The following is a 15,198-nucleotide window of genomic DNA, read 5'->3' on the forward strand; positions in this document are numbered from 1 at the left end:
TCAATGTGCTGAAAGAGGCTATCACCTACAGTATTGCAAACGATCAAAATGTCCGTTTGGTGCAACTTACCGATCCTCATCTATTTGCAGACGATGAAGGACATCTGTTAGGTGTCAATACTGCCCATAGCCTTGCCGCGGTTATCAGTACCGTGAAAGCGCTGAATTATCCCGCAGATCTGCTGCTAGCCACTGGCGATATTAGCCAAGATTTTTCCGCGAATTCCTATCGTAATTTTGTTGAAGCGATCAAGCCGCTGCAACTGCCGTGTCACTACCTACCGGGCAACCATGATGACCCGCGGATCATGCATCTGCATATGCAGGGCAATCGTGTCTATGGTCAACAACGTATCCTTATTGGCAACTGGCAGTTGATTTTGCTCGACTCGACCGTCCGTGGTAAGCCGGGGGGGCATTTAGCAGAAGCTGAATGGCAATTGATCCGTGACGCTATCGCGGCAGAACCTGAGCGCCATGTGTTATTGGTGATGCACCATAACCCGATAAAAGTGGGTTGTGCTTGGTTAGATCAACATTGGTTAGACAATGGCGATGAGCTGCTGGCCGAGATGGCACAGTATCCGCAAATCAAAGGTATGTTGTGGGGACACGTACATCAGCAGTTGGATAAAACGCATCAAAGCGATGCGGGTAAGATCAACTTAATGGCGACTCCGTCAACCTGCATTCAATTCAAACCACAATCCAGTTATTTTGCGCTTGATATGGTGCAACCTGGCTACCGTTTGCTGGAGTTACGCGCCGATGGTAGCATTATCACTAATGTTTATCGTGTTCCCGGCGAGCGCTTCTCTCCGGATGTTCAGGCTAGCGGCTACTAAAACAATAAAATAAAGAGTGGCTGAATATTGAGGGATTATGCTGCTCTATATCCATGGTTTTAATAGTTCACCTTTGTCTGAAAAGGCGCGGCTAACGCAAGCCTATATTGCCCAGCATCACGCCGATGTGCGGCTGGAAATCCCTCAACTGCCAAGTACACCAGCTGCTGCCTTGGCGCTATTAACACAGCTTGTTGAGGCTGCTATTGCGGCGAATGAGCCGTTGCGATTTATCGGTTCATCGCTGGGAGGATATCTTGCTAGCTATCTCGCTGAGCGATACGGCGGTAAAGCGGCGCTCATCAACCCAGCGGTTAAGCCATACGAATTGTTTAATGATTTTATAGGGGAACAGATGAACCCTTATACTGGCGAGCGTTATCAAATTGTCCCTGAACACCAGCAACAACTGTTACGTTTTGATACACCGGTAATATTCAATCCTGACCGATTTTTTGTATTATTACAGTCGGGTGATGAAGTGCTTGATTACCAACAAGCTATGAATAAATATCACTGTTGTCGCATGCTGGTAGAGGCTGGGGGAAACCACAGTTTTGTCGGCTACGACCAGCAATTAGCCGATGTCTGCCGTTTTTTAGGCTTATCTTGACATTCAAACCATCGCGGCCCAACATGGCCTGAAACAATAACAAGTACGCGCTATGACCAATCAATACACCTCTGATGCCATTGAAGTTCTTAATGGACTTGATCCAGTCAAACGACGTCCGGGGATGTATACCGATACGACTCGTCCCAACCATCTCGGCCAAGAAGTTATCGACAACAGTGTCGATGAAGCGTTGGCCAAATATGCCACCAAAATAGACGTTATTCTGCATACCGATAACTCATTAGAAGTGATCGACGATGGTCGTGGTATGCCTGTCGATATCCATCCTGAAGAGGGTATCCCAGGGGTGGAGTTGATCCTCACTAAATTGCATGCGGGTGGTAAATTTTCGAATAAGAACTATCAGTTTTCTGGTGGTTTGCACGGTGTGGGTATTTCGGTTGTTAACGCGCTGTCAAAGCGTGTTGAAGTGACGGTTCGACGTGATGCACAAGTGTACGATATTGCGTTTGAAAACGGTGACCGTGTTGAAGCGTTGCGCGTTTCCGGTACCTGTGGCCGTCGTAATACCGGCACGCGGGTGCGTTTCTGGCCGGATGAAAAGTATTTTGATTCCTCTAACTTCTCCGTCTCTAAGTTAACCTATCTATTACGTGCTAAAGCGGTACTGTGCTCTGGCCTAAAAATCACTTTTGTTAATAAGCAAAATAATGAACAACTTGAGTGGTGTTACGAGGCTGGCTTAACCGACTATCTCAAAGAGTCGGTCAGTGATAATCCTTGCCTGCCAGCTGAACCATTTGTGGGCAGTTTTTCGAGCCAGTTAGAAGCTGCAGAATGGGCGATTACTTGGTTACCTGAAGGCGGAGAATGCCTTAACGAAAGTTATGTGAACTTGATCCCAACGCCACTCGGCGGCACCCATGTAAATGGTTTCCGTCAAGGATTGCTGGAATCTATGCGCGAATTTTGCGAATTCCGCAATCTGATCCCGCGCGGTGTGAAGCTAAGCCCCGATGATATTTGGGATAAAGCATCATTTGTGTTATCGGTAAAGATGCAAGATCCGCAGTTTGCTGGCCAAACGAAAGAGAAACTCTCCAGTCGCCAATGCGCTGGTTTTGTCTCTGGTGTGGTACGTGACGCCTTTTCGTTATGGTTGAACTCCAATACAGACCAGGCGGAATTGCTGGCAGATATGTGCATCAGCAATGCGCAACGTCGCCTCAAGTCGGCTAAAAAAGTGGCGCGTAAAAAGGTCACCGCCGGGCCTGCGTTGCCGGGCAAATTGACTGATTGTACTAGCCAAGATAATCACCGCACCGAACTGTTCCTTGTGGAAGGGGACTCAGCGGGCGGTAGTGCGAAACAAGCACGTGATAAGGAATTTCAAGCGATTATGCCGCTGCGCGGTAAGATCCTGAATACTTGGGAAGTTGACGCTTCACAAGTGTTAGGTTCACAAGAGGTACACGACATCTCCGTGGCCATCGGTTGTGATCCTGACAGTAACGATATTTCTGAACTGCGTTACGACAAGGTTTGTGTGTTAGCCGATGCGGATTCCGACGGCTTGCATATTGCAACCTTGCTGTGTGCGTTGTTTTTAAAACACTTCAAAGTGTTAGTGGAGCAAGGGCATATCTATATTGCCATGCCTCCGCTGTTCAGAATTGACCTGGGTAAGGAGGTCTTCTATGCCCTTGATGAGGCAGAGAAAGAAGGCATCCTAGGCCGTATTGCAGCTGATAAGAAAAAGGGCAAAGTCCAAGTGACCCGTTTTAAAGGTCTGGGCGAAATGAACCCATTGCAATTACGGGAAACGACCATGGATCCCAACACTCGACGGTTGGTGCAATTGACCATTGATGATGCGGAACAAACCTCATTGTTGATGGACATGTTGCTCTCTAAGAAGCGAGCGGGGGATCGCAAATCGTGGCTGGAAGCTAAGGGAGACTTAGCCCAGTTTTAATTGCGTTAGAACCATCACAAGGCTGGGGTATGAAGAATCTATGTAACAGAACCGGCTTACAGGCCGGTGCGGGTTTGTTACTGCTTGGAACCTCATTAATGAGCATGACCGTCGCTGCAGCGCAGTCGGTTATTATTACCGTTACCAAAGGCTTCGGTGTGACGTTGTATGCCACTGATCTTGGTGACGCCAGACAGATTGCTGTTGGAGATGACGGCACGCTGTTTGTTGGTTCCCATAAAAGTGGCTCAATCACTGCGCTAGTGGATAGCAACAACGACGGTCGCGTTGATCGACGTTACTTGGTGGCAAAAGATCTGGATTATCCAGAGGCGTTGGCATTTCATGACGGTAACTTATATGCCGCCGTTAATGACCGTATTGTGGTATTCAATAACATTGAACAACGTCTTAGGCGTCCGGTACGTCCGGTAGAGGTGTATGATCGCCTACCCAGCCAAGCCAAAAAGAGTGTACGCGGGATGAAGTTTGGCCCAGATGGCCGACTTTATGTCGCTATTGGCGCGCCATGTAACGTTTGTGAACCGATATCGCCATTTGGCAGTATTATTGCGATCGATTTACAGCGTGGTGAAGCGCGTCAAATTGCCACGGGTATCCGTCAGGTTGTTGGGATGGATTGGTCGCCGCAAAACAATAAGCTGTGGTTTGCTGATAGCAGCCGCGAATGGATGGGCGACAATATTCCACCAGATGAGATCAACCGCGTTGATGAGTTAGGCAGCAATTTTGGCTTTCCGTATATTCACGGTAAAGATATCGAAGAGCCTGCTTATGAGATGCCGAAAAATCTCAAGGTCGTCGCGCCCGTATTTGAACTGCCTGCCCATGTTGCTCCACGAGATATTTTATTTTATCGCGGGCAGCAATTCCCTGAGGAATACCATAACCAGCTTCTGGTGGCGGAGAATGGTTCATGGAACCGTTCCAGCAAGGTGGGCTATCAAGTCGTTATGCTGAAAATGGCGGGCGATAAAGTGGAAGAACGTACCACGTTGCTGAGTTTTTTAGACGGTGAATTTCCCATGGCGAGACCCTATGGCTTGGCTATGGCACCCGATGGCTCCGTCTACATATCAGATGATCTGAAAGGTAATATTTATCGCCTGTATTACAAAGGCAATAACGCTGAAGATAGTCAGGACTAAGCGGTACCAAGCACCGACAGGAATAACAATTAAATGAGTGATTCAATTGATCTAAGCATGGATGGCGTTGAGCAGATGCCACTTCGGCGCTTTACCGAAGATGCCTATCTGAACTACTCGATGTACGTCATCATGGATCGTGCCTTGCCACATATTGGTGATGGCCTGAAACCGGTGCAACGTCGTATTATTTACGCCATGAGTGAGCTGGGATTATCCGCCACGGCCAAATACAAAAAATCGGCGCGTACCGTTGGTGACGTATTGGGTAAATACCACCCGCATGGTGACAGTGCCTGTTACGAAGCGATGGTGTTGATGGCGCAGCCATTTACTTATCGTTATCCGCTGGTGGATGGTCAAGGCAACTGGGGGGCTCCCGATGACCCTAAATCGTTTGCCGCCATGCGTTACACCGAATCGCGTTTATCCCGTTTCTCAGAGGTGCTGCTAAGCGAATTGGCTCAAGGCACGGTCGAGTGGGGCAGTAACTTTGATGGCACCTTAAAAGAGCCACTCACTATGCCCGCGCGGTTGCCGCATATTTTGCTCAACGGCATTACTGGTATTGCTGTGGGTATGTCGACTGATATTCCACCGCACAATGCGCGCGAAGTTGCCTCTGCCTGTATTGAATTAATCGACAATCCGAATGCAAGCCTAGAGCAGTTGATGGAGATTGTTCCGGGGCCGGATTATCCGACTGCGGCAGAAATCATCACCCCAGCAGCAGACATTGCCAAGATTTACGAAACTGGCCGCGGCTCTATTAAAGCGCGGGCGGTGTACCAAATTGAAGACGGCGAAATCGTGGTAACGGCGTTACCGCACCAAGCGAGCTCTTCCAAAATCATTGAGCAGATCGCCGCGCAAATGCAGGCCAAGAAACTGCCCATGGTCACCGATTTACGCGATGAGTCTGATCACGAAAATCCGGTACGTTTGGTGATTGTGCCACGCTCCAACCGCATTGATTGCAAGCAATTGATGGCGCACCTGTTTGCCACTACCGAGCTGGAGAAAAACTACCGTATCAACCTTAACGTGTTGGGGTTAGATGGTCGACCGCAGGTAAAAGGCTTAAAACAGATGCTCAGTGAGTGGCTGGTTTATCGTACGCAGACCGTACGTCGCCGCTTGGAGTTCCGCTTAGACAAAGTACTGTCGCGTCTGCATATTCTTGAAGCCTTGATGATCGCCTTCCTCAATATTGATGAAGTGATTGAGATCATCCGTTTCCACGATGAGCCTAAAGCGGAGCTGATGCGTCGCTTTAATCTTAGCGACAAGCAAGCCGAAGCGATCCTTGAATTGAAGCTGCGACATCTGGCCAAATTGGAAGAGATGAAGATCCAAGGTGAGCAAGATGAGTTAGCCAAAGAACGTGATGCCTTACAGCAACTGCTGGGCTCCGAACGCCGCTTGAAAACGCTGATAAAGAAAGAGCTGAAAGCTGATGCCGACACTTATGGTGATGACCGTCGCTCACCATTGGTGGAACGTGCTGAATCAAAAGCGCTTTCTGAGCAAGATTTAGTACCTACTGAGCCAGTCACCGTCATTTTGTCGGAAAAAGGTTGGGTGCGTTGTGCTAAAGGCCATGATATCGACGCCGCGGCGTTGTCCTACAAAGCGGGCGATCAGTTCCTGTGTGCGGCACCTGGGCGCAGTAATCAACAAACCGTGTTTATCGATAGTGCTGGTCGTGCCTTTGCCACGGATACTCACACCTTACCTTCCGCTCGTAGCCAAGGTGAGCCGATTACCACTCGCTTTAACCTCGCTCCCGGTGAACAGATGGAGCACGTGTTATTAGGCGACGACAGTAGCCGTTACTTGCTGGCGAGTGATGCTGGTTACGGCTTTATTTGTGAATACAAAGATATGGTATCGCGCAATAAAGCAGGTAAAGCGCTGTTGAGCTTGTCAAAAAATGCTAAAGCACTGACACCTAAACTGCTCGATGGATCAGTGCCTAATGATATTCTGGCCATCACCAATGAAGGCCGAATGTTAGTGTTTGATGTGGCCGCTTTGCCGCAGCTAGCGAAAGGCAAAGGTAACAAAATTATTGGCATTCCATCTGAGCGCGCAGCCAACCGTGAAGAGTTAGTGAGTCACTTACAACTGCTCCCTCGAGGCGCCAGTGTGACCTTGTGGGCGGGTAAACGTAAGTTAACCTTGAAGCCCTCTGACATTGAGCATTATCGTGGTGAGCGCGGCCGCCGAGGCAGTAAGTTGCCACGTGGGTTACAGCGCGTAGATAGTGTTGAAGTCGCTGCTGACGCGACTACGGATAGCGCTGCAGTCAGCCCAGAAAGTGACAGTTAATAAGTTGTAGACACTAAAAAGCCCCGACATGCGGGGCTTTTTGTTGCGCGATGACCAGAGTGAAAGTGCTCATTGGTCAGCGGAACAACGCTCGGAAGCGAAGCGGCGAACAGTTACGCCACTTCGTAATAATTAGGTTCTAGCTCTAACTGCTGCTCAATAATAATGGCAGCCATTTTGGTGCATTTGCCGCATTGATCACCTACACCCAGCCGTTTTCTTACATCCTTTAAGCTGGTATCTCCCTGACTAACGGCCTGCTTAATTTGGGTGTCGGTAATAGCATGACACAGGCAGACGTACATGGTGATATCTCCGCAGTGAAATCGAGTTTTCATTGTGGATAGAATTATAAGTGAAAACCATTCTCATTCACAACCGTATTTTGCGGAATTTTTAAACTCAATCACATCTTCCATGCCGGTCGTAGGAACTCGGCTATTGCCGTGCTTTATAAATCAATAGCCTGCGTTGATGTCGACCAGATTCGCTAACGGTTGGCCCCTGCGAAAACGTTGATAGTTGTTAGCAAAAATTTCCACCACCTGCTCTGGAAAGCTGGGGGCGGCAATATGCGGAGTAATGATGGCATTGGCTTGCTGCCAAATCGGCTGCTCTGCAGGTAATGGTTCCTGCTCGAACACATCCAGCACAGCGGTGAGATCAGGCCGTTGCCGTAGCACTTGATATAGCTCGTCCAGTTTAACCGCAGAACCGCGTCCAACATTGAAAAAGCAGGCGTGCTGCGGCAGCTTACTAAGCAGTTGCCCATCAAGCAGATGTACTGTTTGCGGGGTATGTGGCAGCGCATTGACCAACACATCTGCACGGTTGACCACTTGGGATAGTTGGCTGATGTCATACACCAGATCAAATTGCTTGTTGGCGCGGCCACGGCGGCTAATGCCAATTACGTGCATACCGAAATGGTGTGCGGTTTGCGCTAAGTGACTGCCAATCGAACCGGTGCCAAGCACCACAAATGTTTTACCTTGCAGGGTGCCATAGCGCCTTTCCTGCCACTGCTGTTCAGCTTGTTGGGCGGCATATTCACGCTGTTGGCGGTAAATGCTGAGTAGATAGCCAAACACATACTCGCTCATCAGTGGGCCGAATACTTTTTTGATATTAGTGAGTTGGCAGGTCAGTGGCCGTTTGAGTTGCATCAACTTGTCGACTCCAGCGAAGGTGCTTTGGAGCCACTTGAGCGAGTGTGCCACGGGGATAAGTGGTGCTGCCATCGCCGGTTCTGCCAACCAGATATCCGCTGCTGCAACTTGTGCAGGCTGCTCGTCCACAATCTCTAACTCGGGGAGTGCTAATGCGGTAATTAACTGATGGTAAATGGCATTCTCTCGCGTCAGTAACAACAGCTTGTGTGGCATTGGCTTCCCCTTTATGCTGTCGAGCGGTGTTTTCTCAACAGTAATTGATAATGGACGTAGTGGTTTCTTTTCTGACACGTACCGGCGCGATGTTACATCCTTGGATGAATGAAATCGCCACGGCGATGGTGTCTTGTATCATTGTGGTGTTTGGTGCTGATTGCAACCGTTGGCTGCGTAAGCAGTTGGGCGCACGCTCATTTATCCTGCGCACTTTGATTTTTATCTTGGTGAATGCTTTCGGCTTCGGTTTGATTATTGTGGCGGTAAGTCCATGGTTGGCGGGACAACTGCGGCATATGCCCGCCATGTGGATGTTGCTGTTGGTGTGTGCCATCTTTTTTGGCATTGGCTCTTGGGCGCAGCGTAATCGCCAGAGCTAGTGTGAGCTACGCTGACGCGTTACTCGAACCAATGCACGTTTTCCACGGTTTGTGGTGCTTGCTCAAGTGCTTGAAAGGCGCGATCAGGAAAGTTGGTAAAGATCCCATCAACACCTAACTGTTCCAGCGCCTTGATATCATCAACAAAATCCACGGTGTAGACGTAGGTTTTCAGTTGATGCGCATTGGCCAGCTGCAGCATTTCGCGGCTGATAAAGTTGATGTCGAGGTGCAGTGAAGTCGGTGCAATGGCAGCGATATCTGGCTCGATACTCAACGGAATACCACCGTACAGAATTCCAATCGCAGCTTGTGGTAACGCTTGTCTTATCGCTTTGAGATAGCGATGATTAAACGAAGAGATCAATAGCTGTTCTGGCTGAAAGCCAAATTCTTGTAGAAAACGTGGATATTGCTGAATAAACGGCGTCAGCGTGTCGACGCCTTTGAGCTCAATGTTAACCATGGCGCGTCCAGCAACCAGTTGCATCACCTGCGTTAAGGTGGGAATCGCTTCACCTGCCACGGTGTAATGTTGTAGTTGCTGCTGTGTTTGCCGATCAATAACACCCACCCCTGTGCTTTTAAACTCTAAACGGCGATCATGAAATACGTAGAGTTCGCCAGCCACATAATGAATATCTAGCTCTACAGCCGTCGCGCCGAGAGTGAGCGCGTATTCTATGGCGCTTAGGGTGTTTTCGGGGCGGTGACCACTGGCGCCTCGGTGTGCGATAACCAGCATTAAGACTTCCTCACTTTGATGCGGTGTGAATGGCCGTTTGGCAACTGCAGGCACATTACATCAACGTAGTAGCAATAACTATAGACGTTAGCTGAAAATCTTTATCTGACGATGGTCATCCGTCGGTTTGCGATAAAAATAAATACGCCGCGCAGTTGGCGCGGCGTATTGCGTGATTCAGTGCGATGAGTGCACGTTAGCGTTTTTTGGCAAACGCTTGACCCATACGCGTGACGGCACCAGCATCAACACCTTCAGCAAAACTGTCTAAGGCGTCTTTTTCAAACAGCATCACCACAGTACTGCCTAGTTTAAAGCGGCCCATTTCCGCACCTTTTTCTAGGTGAATGGCGTCTTCGCCAGTGGTGTCATAATCCCACACAAACACTTTCTTACCTGTTGGTGGCGTGACTGTGCCCGCCCATACGGTTTCAATGCTTGCCACGATGGTTGCACCAACCAGTACCATCGCCATTGGGCCAATCTCAGTTTCAAAAATGGCGACAACTCGTTCATTACGAGCAAACAGCCCTGGTACGTGTTGTGCGGTCAACGGGTTAACGGAAAACAGCTCACCCGGCACGTAGATCATTTTTGATAATGTACCCGCTACAGGCATGTGAATGCGGTGATAGTCGCGCGGTGCTAGGTAAATAGTGGCAAAATCACCCTCGTCAAAACGGGCGGCAACTTCTCGCAGATCGCCCAACAGTGCCAGCGATGAATAATCATGGCCTTTCGCTTGAATGATGCGGCCTTGTTCAATTGGCCCACGTTGGCTGACGGTGCCATCCACCGGATGCACTATGTATTGTGGATCTTGATGCAGTGGACGAGCACCAGCTTTCAATTCACGGGTGAAAAACGCATTAAAGGTTTTGTAAGCGGTGGCTTCTGGCTCACGAGCTTCCGCCATATCCACGTGATACTGTTTGATAAACTTACTAATAAACCAAGTGGTGACACCGCCCAACTCGGCTGCCGCCAGTTTACCTACCAAACGAGATACCAAGTGCTTAGGTAGCAGGTATTGCAGAGTAATTTTTAGCTTATCCAATGGTATAAATCCCTTGTTATCGTTAGATATCATCAATACCCGCGCGGAAATAACGGGCGTGACGTTGTTCGCCTAAACTGGCGATAATTTTGTGGTAATTGTTGAAGCGGTCTTGGGCAATCTTGCCAGCTTCTACCGCTTCCCGTAATTGGCAACCTGGGTCATCCAGATGTTTACAGTCACGGAATTTGCAGCCACCAAGATAGTCACGAAATTCGATAAAGCACCAACCGACACGATCGGCGGGCAGGTGCCACAAGGCAAATTCCCGCACTCCGGGAGAGTCGATCAATTTGCCGCCGTCAGCAAAATGCATCAGCTTAGAGGTGGTGGTGGTATGCTGACCCAACCCTGAGTTATCAGAGACTTCACCCGTTTGTAGCTCAGCATGTGGCATGAGCGCATTGATCAACGATGATTTACCTACACCAGATTGGCCAGCAAAAATGCTGGTCTTATCGGCCAAGGTTTGTCGCAGTTCATCAAGGCCATCGGCGGTTTTACTGCTGACACACAACACTTGATAACCGATATTGCGGTAACGCTGCAGCGCCGCTTCAATCTCATCGCGGTTGCTGTCATCTAATAGGTCAATTTTGTTCAGCACAATGATTGGCGGAATATCGGTGTCTTCGCTGGCCACTAAATAGCGATCGATGATCTGCGTGGTAAATTCTGGCAGTACGGAAGAGACAATCAAAATCTGATCGATGTTGGCGGCAACAACTTTAACACCATCATATAAGTCTGGACGGGTAAGTGATGACTGGCGCGGATGCACCGCTTCCACTACGCCACCGATGGCGGATTGATTTTCAGTGGCGAGCCGCAGCACGACTTTATCGCCAGTGACGAGACTGCCAATAGTACGGCGGATATTACAGCGAACGATGTCGCTATCTGCAGTTTCTATGTCCACATGTTGGCCAAAGCGGGAGATCACTACGCCCTCTTGTTCAGGGCCTAGATTGCTCTCGGATAATTCAACCTCCTGCTCGGCAGGTTGTTGACGGCGTTCAAGCCGCTTTTGGTGGTTAGCCTTCATGCGGCGCAGCTGGCCTCGGCTCAGGGGTTTCTTTTTGCTCACTTAAACCTGTAAGATCATGCGGATTCTGGGTCAAAGGCCCTATAATACACGCTATTGAATAAAAAAGCCTGATTGGGCGATTGCTGGAGTATTAACACACATGGCTGCCAATGCTGAAAATCTGATTTGGGTCGATTTGGAAATGACCGGCTTAGAGCCTGCCACAGATCGCATTATTGAAATAGCCACAATTGTGACCGATAAAGAGTTGAACATTTTGGCCGAAGGGCCAGTGATTGCAATTCATCAAAGTGATGCCACGTTGGCCGCTATGGATGACTGGAACCAACAGCATCATGGCGCTTCTGGTTTGATTGACCGTGTACGCGCTAGTAAGCACTCAGAAGACGATGCTATTCGTGAAACTATCGCATTTCTCGAGCAATATGTGCCTCAAGGCAAGTCACCTATGTGTGGTAACAGCATCGGGCAAGATCGCCGTTTCTTAAACAAGTACATGCCTAAATTGGAAGATTACTTCCACTATCGCAATCTGGATGTCAGCACTATTAAAGAGTTAGTACGTCGTTGGCAACCAGAGTTACTGCAAGATTTTCAAAAGAAAAATACGCACCAAGCGCTGGACGACATTCGCGAATCTGTTGCTGAATTGCAGTTCTATCGCGAGCGGGTATTTAAAATTTGAGCATTTAACCCGTAAAAATGCACAATGGGGTTGCAGGCCAATAAAATTTCCATATAATGCGGCCTCACCTTCACTGCTTCATCTAAGCATTGAAGAGCGGAATGCGACATTAGCTCAGTTGGTAGAGCGATACCTTGCCAAGGTATAGGTCATCGGTTCGAACCCGATATGTCGCTCCAATCATCGCATCAAATTGAAATGCGACATTAGCTCAGTTGGTAGAGCGATACCTTGCCAAGGTATAGGTCATCGGTTCGAACCCGATATGTCGCTCCAATACTGCTGAATTTGGATGATTGCGACATTAGCTCAGTTGGTAGAGCGATACCTTGCCAAGGTATAGGTCATCGGTTCGAACCCGATATGTCGCTCCAATCATCGCATCAAATTGAAATGCGACATTAGCTCAGTTGGTAGAGCGATACCTTGCCAAGGTATAGGTCATCGGTTCGAACCCGATATGTCGCTCCAATTGCTTACCTAGCTTTCTTTTTCCTCATAAATTTCTATTTTTATCGGTAATTCAGTCGCATTGATTGACCTTGTGATTTCGTGATCTGTCGCTAGTTTCTTGCGTCTTCTCTAATATAGTGGTTATTTTGACCAGCAAAATATGACCGCCGTCATGTATTCCCACGGCAGTAACTTACATAATGGACACAGAATAACTGCATCTACAGCAATTACCGCTGCCAATATGGAGGGTGCCGAATGCGTATCCAACAACTGCGTGAACTACTCGATTTTGTTGCCGAATGTCATCTCGACATGGCTCAGTTGTACCATAGATTGAACGACCAAGCCGACTCTACTCGCACCAAGATGTTATTAGATTATTTTGAACAACATCAAAAAGGCGTAGCTCGTCATTTAGAAGATTATATTGATGCCGCACCTAAGCGTGTGCTTGAAAGCTGGTACAAAGACTTTGTGTTTGAAGACTTCAAAACACACTGCCAAAACACCATGTTGCCAGCATCAATGACCGAAGACGATGTGTTAGAACTGCATCTTGAACTCGATAATTTACTGATCGGCCTGTTGGAAAAAACTGCCAACTCTTCTTCATCGGCAGAAGTGAAAAGCGCTCTGGAAGATCTGGTGCGAGTGCAGAAAATCCATCAGCAACGTTTAGTGCATAGCACCATGCGGATGGAAGATATTTAGTTGCAAAGAAAGTGCGCAAGCCGTTGCGGTGCTCTGGAGCTGTAGGTGGTTGCGGTTCAACGCCGCCAACAGCGACTTGCCTCTGAAAGCAGTATGATAACGTAGCTCACGCACGAGACTTATGCGCGCTTTCATTGATTAAGTCTCCAGATATGTCAGTCAATTTGCCCAGCTTTGCTGGGCTTTTTTGTGTTTCCCATCAGTAATATGATTAACTGCTCAAATGATATACGTCATAAACATTGCTCAATAAACTTGCTAATCTGCCGTGTTAACTTCGATCGATTTTCGTGATAGCAGTGGCATGGTTTCATGCTGCAATGGCTAGTAACAAAGGAGCCAATATGGCCCAGAATTTGTCACATCTGCCCAGTGCGTTATATCTCACCACACAAGTGCGTCAAGCCGAACTGGACTGGGCTGAACATTATCAACAACCGTTATATGCCTTAGTTGAGCGCGCCGGATTAGCGGCCTGTGATGCGTTGCAGCCACAGGTAGCGGCCGATTCGCGCGTGTTAGTCGTAGCGGGGCAGGGCAATAATGGTGCTGATGCACTGATCTGTTATTTTTGGCTGCGTCAACGCGGCATCAGTGCCGATTTATTTATTTTGCCTGCTAGCAAAGCCAGTGATGAGTGGCAGCAAGCATGGCAGCTACTGCAGCAACATGACTATTGTGCTATCGAGCAGCTGCCAAAGGTTAATCAGTACGATCTGGTGGTCGATGGCTTACTCGGCACTGGCGTTACTGGCGAGCTACGGCCAAACTGCGCCGCTGTTGTGGCTGCGATTAACGCGGCTAATGCATGGGTTCTGAGTCTAGATCTCCCCTCAGGCATCAATGCCGATACTGGCGCCATGGCGGGCACTGCCGTTAGTGCCAACATGACGTTATGTATGGGCGCGATGAAGCAAGGCCTATTGACGGGCGAAGCGCGCAATTGCACTGGTGAGCTGGCATTTGCCGAACTGGGGCTTAGCGAGTTTTTGCCTACCAGCAGTGTGCAACGGGTGGGGCGGGACTATCTGTCGAAGGTGTTGCCTGCCAGAGCGCGTAATGCTCACAAAGGCAGCAATGGTCGAGTCACGCTGATTGGTGGCGATGTAGGAATGGCTGGAGCGATCTGTCTCGCCAGTGAAGCCTGCTTACGCACAGGGGCTGGTTTAGTCACGGTGTTAAGTCGGCCTGAACATCAATTGTTGGTCAATGCTCACCGCGCTGAGTTGATGTTTTGGGGCTGCGAATTGGTTGATATGGAAGTCTATTCCCGTCTCGGTTGGGCTGATGTGTTAGTGCTGGGGCCGGGGCTGGGTAAACATGATTGGGGTTACAACTTGTTTAAAGCAGTGGCATTGAGTGAAAAGCCGGTGGTGGTAGATGCTGATGCACTCAACTTGCTGAGTGATGAACCTCGGCGCGACGCTCATTGGGTGCTAACGCCACATCCTGGCGAAGCGTCTCGCCTGCTCGCTAGCGACACTAAAGCGATTGAAGCCGATCGCTTTGCCGCCGTGAAATCACTGCAGCAACGTTATGGTGGTGTGGTGCTACTTAAAGGGGCGGGTACGCTCATCTATGATGGTGAAACATTGTATGTGGCGCCAGTGGGTAATCCTGGGCTCGCCAGTGGTGGGTGCGGTGATGTGTTATCTGGTATAATCGGCGCGCTGATGGCGCAGGGGCTCACGCATACACAAGCCACTGTTGCCGGGGTCATTATTCATGGCGAAGCTGCTGATAAAGCAGCGATGGACGGTGAACGGGGCATGTTAGCCAGCGATCTGTTCCCGTGGATCCGCCGACTGGTCAATACTGTGTAACTGGCACA

General features: G+C 49.1%; 14 protein-coding genes and 4 tRNA genes. 13 read left to right on the forward strand and 5 right to left on the reverse strand.

Going from position 1 to position 15,198, the window contains the following annotated elements; translation table 11 throughout:
* Positions 1 to 5 precede the first annotated feature (5 nt).
* The 5 genes from cpdA to parC are packed head-to-tail and all read left to right on the forward strand — an operon-like array spanning position 6 to position 6,897.
* Positions 6 to 845, forward strand: coding sequence for a 3',5'-cyclic-AMP phosphodiesterase (gene cpdA / locus ACN0TT_RS08635; RefSeq protein WP_417761747.1), 840 nt, complete (start codon positions 6 to 8; stop codon positions 843 to 845).
* 37 nt (positions 846 to 882) lie between these two features.
* The gene (locus ACN0TT_RS08640; RefSeq protein ID WP_417761748.1) at positions 883 to 1,458 is read left to right on the forward strand and encodes a YqiA/YcfP family alpha/beta fold hydrolase; all 576 of its coding nucleotides are present in this window, start codon (positions 883 to 885) and stop codon (positions 1,456 to 1,458) included.
* A 52-nt stretch (positions 1,459 to 1,510) separates the two neighbouring features.
* Complete coding sequence (parE, locus tag ACN0TT_RS08645; RefSeq protein WP_417761749.1) at positions 1,511 to 3,397, forward strand: DNA topoisomerase IV subunit B; 1,887 nt, start codon at positions 1,511 to 1,513, stop codon at positions 3,395 to 3,397.
* 29 nt (positions 3,398 to 3,426) lie between these two features.
* Complete coding sequence (locus ACN0TT_RS08650) at positions 3,427 to 4,566, forward strand: PQQ-dependent sugar dehydrogenase (RefSeq protein ID WP_417761750.1); 1,140 nt, start codon at positions 3,427 to 3,429, stop codon at positions 4,564 to 4,566.
* A 33-nt stretch (positions 4,567 to 4,599) separates the two neighbouring features.
* The gene (gene parC / locus ACN0TT_RS08655; RefSeq protein WP_417761751.1) at positions 4,600 to 6,897 is read left to right on the forward strand and encodes a DNA topoisomerase IV subunit A; all 2,298 of its coding nucleotides are present in this window, start codon (positions 4,600 to 4,602) and stop codon (positions 6,895 to 6,897) included.
* A gap of 113 nt (positions 6,898 to 7,010) precedes the next feature.
* Here parC and ACN0TT_RS08660 read toward each other — a convergent pair whose 3' ends face one another.
* Positions 7,011 to 7,202, reverse strand: a complete 192-nt coding sequence (locus tag ACN0TT_RS08660; RefSeq protein WP_238897074.1) for a bacterioferritin-associated ferredoxin — start codon at positions 7,200 to 7,202, stop codon at positions 7,011 to 7,013.
* Between the two features lie 153 nt (positions 7,203 to 7,355).
* Positions 7,356 to 8,282, reverse strand: a complete 927-nt coding sequence (locus ACN0TT_RS08665; RefSeq protein ID WP_417761752.1) for a D-2-hydroxyacid dehydrogenase — start codon at positions 8,280 to 8,282, stop codon at positions 7,356 to 7,358.
* A 50-nt stretch (positions 8,283 to 8,332) separates the two neighbouring features.
* On the opposite strand from ACN0TT_RS08665, the gene ACN0TT_RS08670 reads away from it, so the two are divergent.
* On the forward strand, positions 8,333 to 8,665 hold the full coding sequence (locus ACN0TT_RS08670; RefSeq protein ID WP_417761753.1) for a DUF3392 domain-containing protein: 333 nt from the start codon (positions 8,333 to 8,335) through the stop codon (positions 8,663 to 8,665).
* A gap of 19 nt (positions 8,666 to 8,684) precedes the next feature.
* Here ACN0TT_RS08670 and ACN0TT_RS08675 read toward each other — a convergent pair whose 3' ends face one another.
* The 3 genes from ACN0TT_RS08675 to rsgA form a co-directional block, all read right to left on the reverse strand.
* Positions 8,685 to 9,410, reverse strand: coding sequence for a glycerophosphodiester phosphodiesterase (locus tag ACN0TT_RS08675; RefSeq protein ID WP_417761754.1), 726 nt, complete (start codon positions 9,408 to 9,410; stop codon positions 8,685 to 8,687).
* A gap of 196 nt (positions 9,411 to 9,606) precedes the next feature.
* Positions 9,607 to 10,467 (reverse strand): archaetidylserine decarboxylase, encoded by an 861-nt coding sequence (asd, locus tag ACN0TT_RS08680; RefSeq protein WP_417761755.1) that lies wholly within the window; start codon positions 10,465 to 10,467, stop codon positions 9,607 to 9,609.
* 22 nt (positions 10,468 to 10,489) lie between these two features.
* Positions 10,490 to 11,554: a small ribosomal subunit biogenesis GTPase RsgA gene (gene rsgA, locus ACN0TT_RS08685; protein WP_417761756.1), complete on the reverse strand. Its 1,065-nt coding sequence runs from the start codon at positions 11,552 to 11,554 to the stop codon at positions 10,490 to 10,492.
* 100 nt (positions 11,555 to 11,654) lie between these two features.
* Here rsgA and orn point away from each other — a divergent pair, with 100 nt between their 5' ends.
* From orn to ACN0TT_RS08720, 7 genes are all read left to right on the forward strand, one after another.
* Positions 11,655 to 12,200 (forward strand): oligoribonuclease, encoded by a 546-nt coding sequence (gene orn, locus ACN0TT_RS08690; protein ID WP_417761757.1) that lies wholly within the window; start codon positions 11,655 to 11,657, stop codon positions 12,198 to 12,200.
* A gap of 103 nt (positions 12,201 to 12,303) precedes the next feature.
* A tRNA-Gly gene (locus ACN0TT_RS08695) sits at positions 12,304 to 12,379 on the forward strand.
* A gap of 21 nt (positions 12,380 to 12,400) precedes the next feature.
* Positions 12,401 to 12,476, forward strand: a tRNA-Gly gene (locus ACN0TT_RS08700).
* A gap of 22 nt (positions 12,477 to 12,498) precedes the next feature.
* A tRNA-Gly gene (locus tag ACN0TT_RS08705) sits at positions 12,499 to 12,574 on the forward strand.
* Between the two features lie 21 nt (positions 12,575 to 12,595).
* Positions 12,596 to 12,671, forward strand: a tRNA-Gly gene (locus ACN0TT_RS08710).
* Positions 12,672 to 12,911: 240 nt separating this feature from the next.
* Entirely contained in the window at positions 12,912 to 13,367 is a 456-nt protein-coding gene (locus tag ACN0TT_RS08715; protein WP_417761758.1) for a hypothetical protein, read from the forward strand.
* A 344-nt stretch (positions 13,368 to 13,711) separates the two neighbouring features.
* Positions 13,712 to 15,190, forward strand: a complete 1,479-nt coding sequence (locus tag ACN0TT_RS08720) for an NAD(P)H-hydrate dehydratase (RefSeq protein ID WP_417761759.1) — start codon at positions 13,712 to 13,714, stop codon at positions 15,188 to 15,190.
* Positions 15,191 to 15,198 lie beyond the last annotated feature (8 nt).

The sequence above is a fragment of the Shewanella sp. genome, assembly GCF_048265805.1.
Lineage (GTDB): Bacteria > Pseudomonadota > Gammaproteobacteria > Enterobacterales > Shewanellaceae > Shewanella.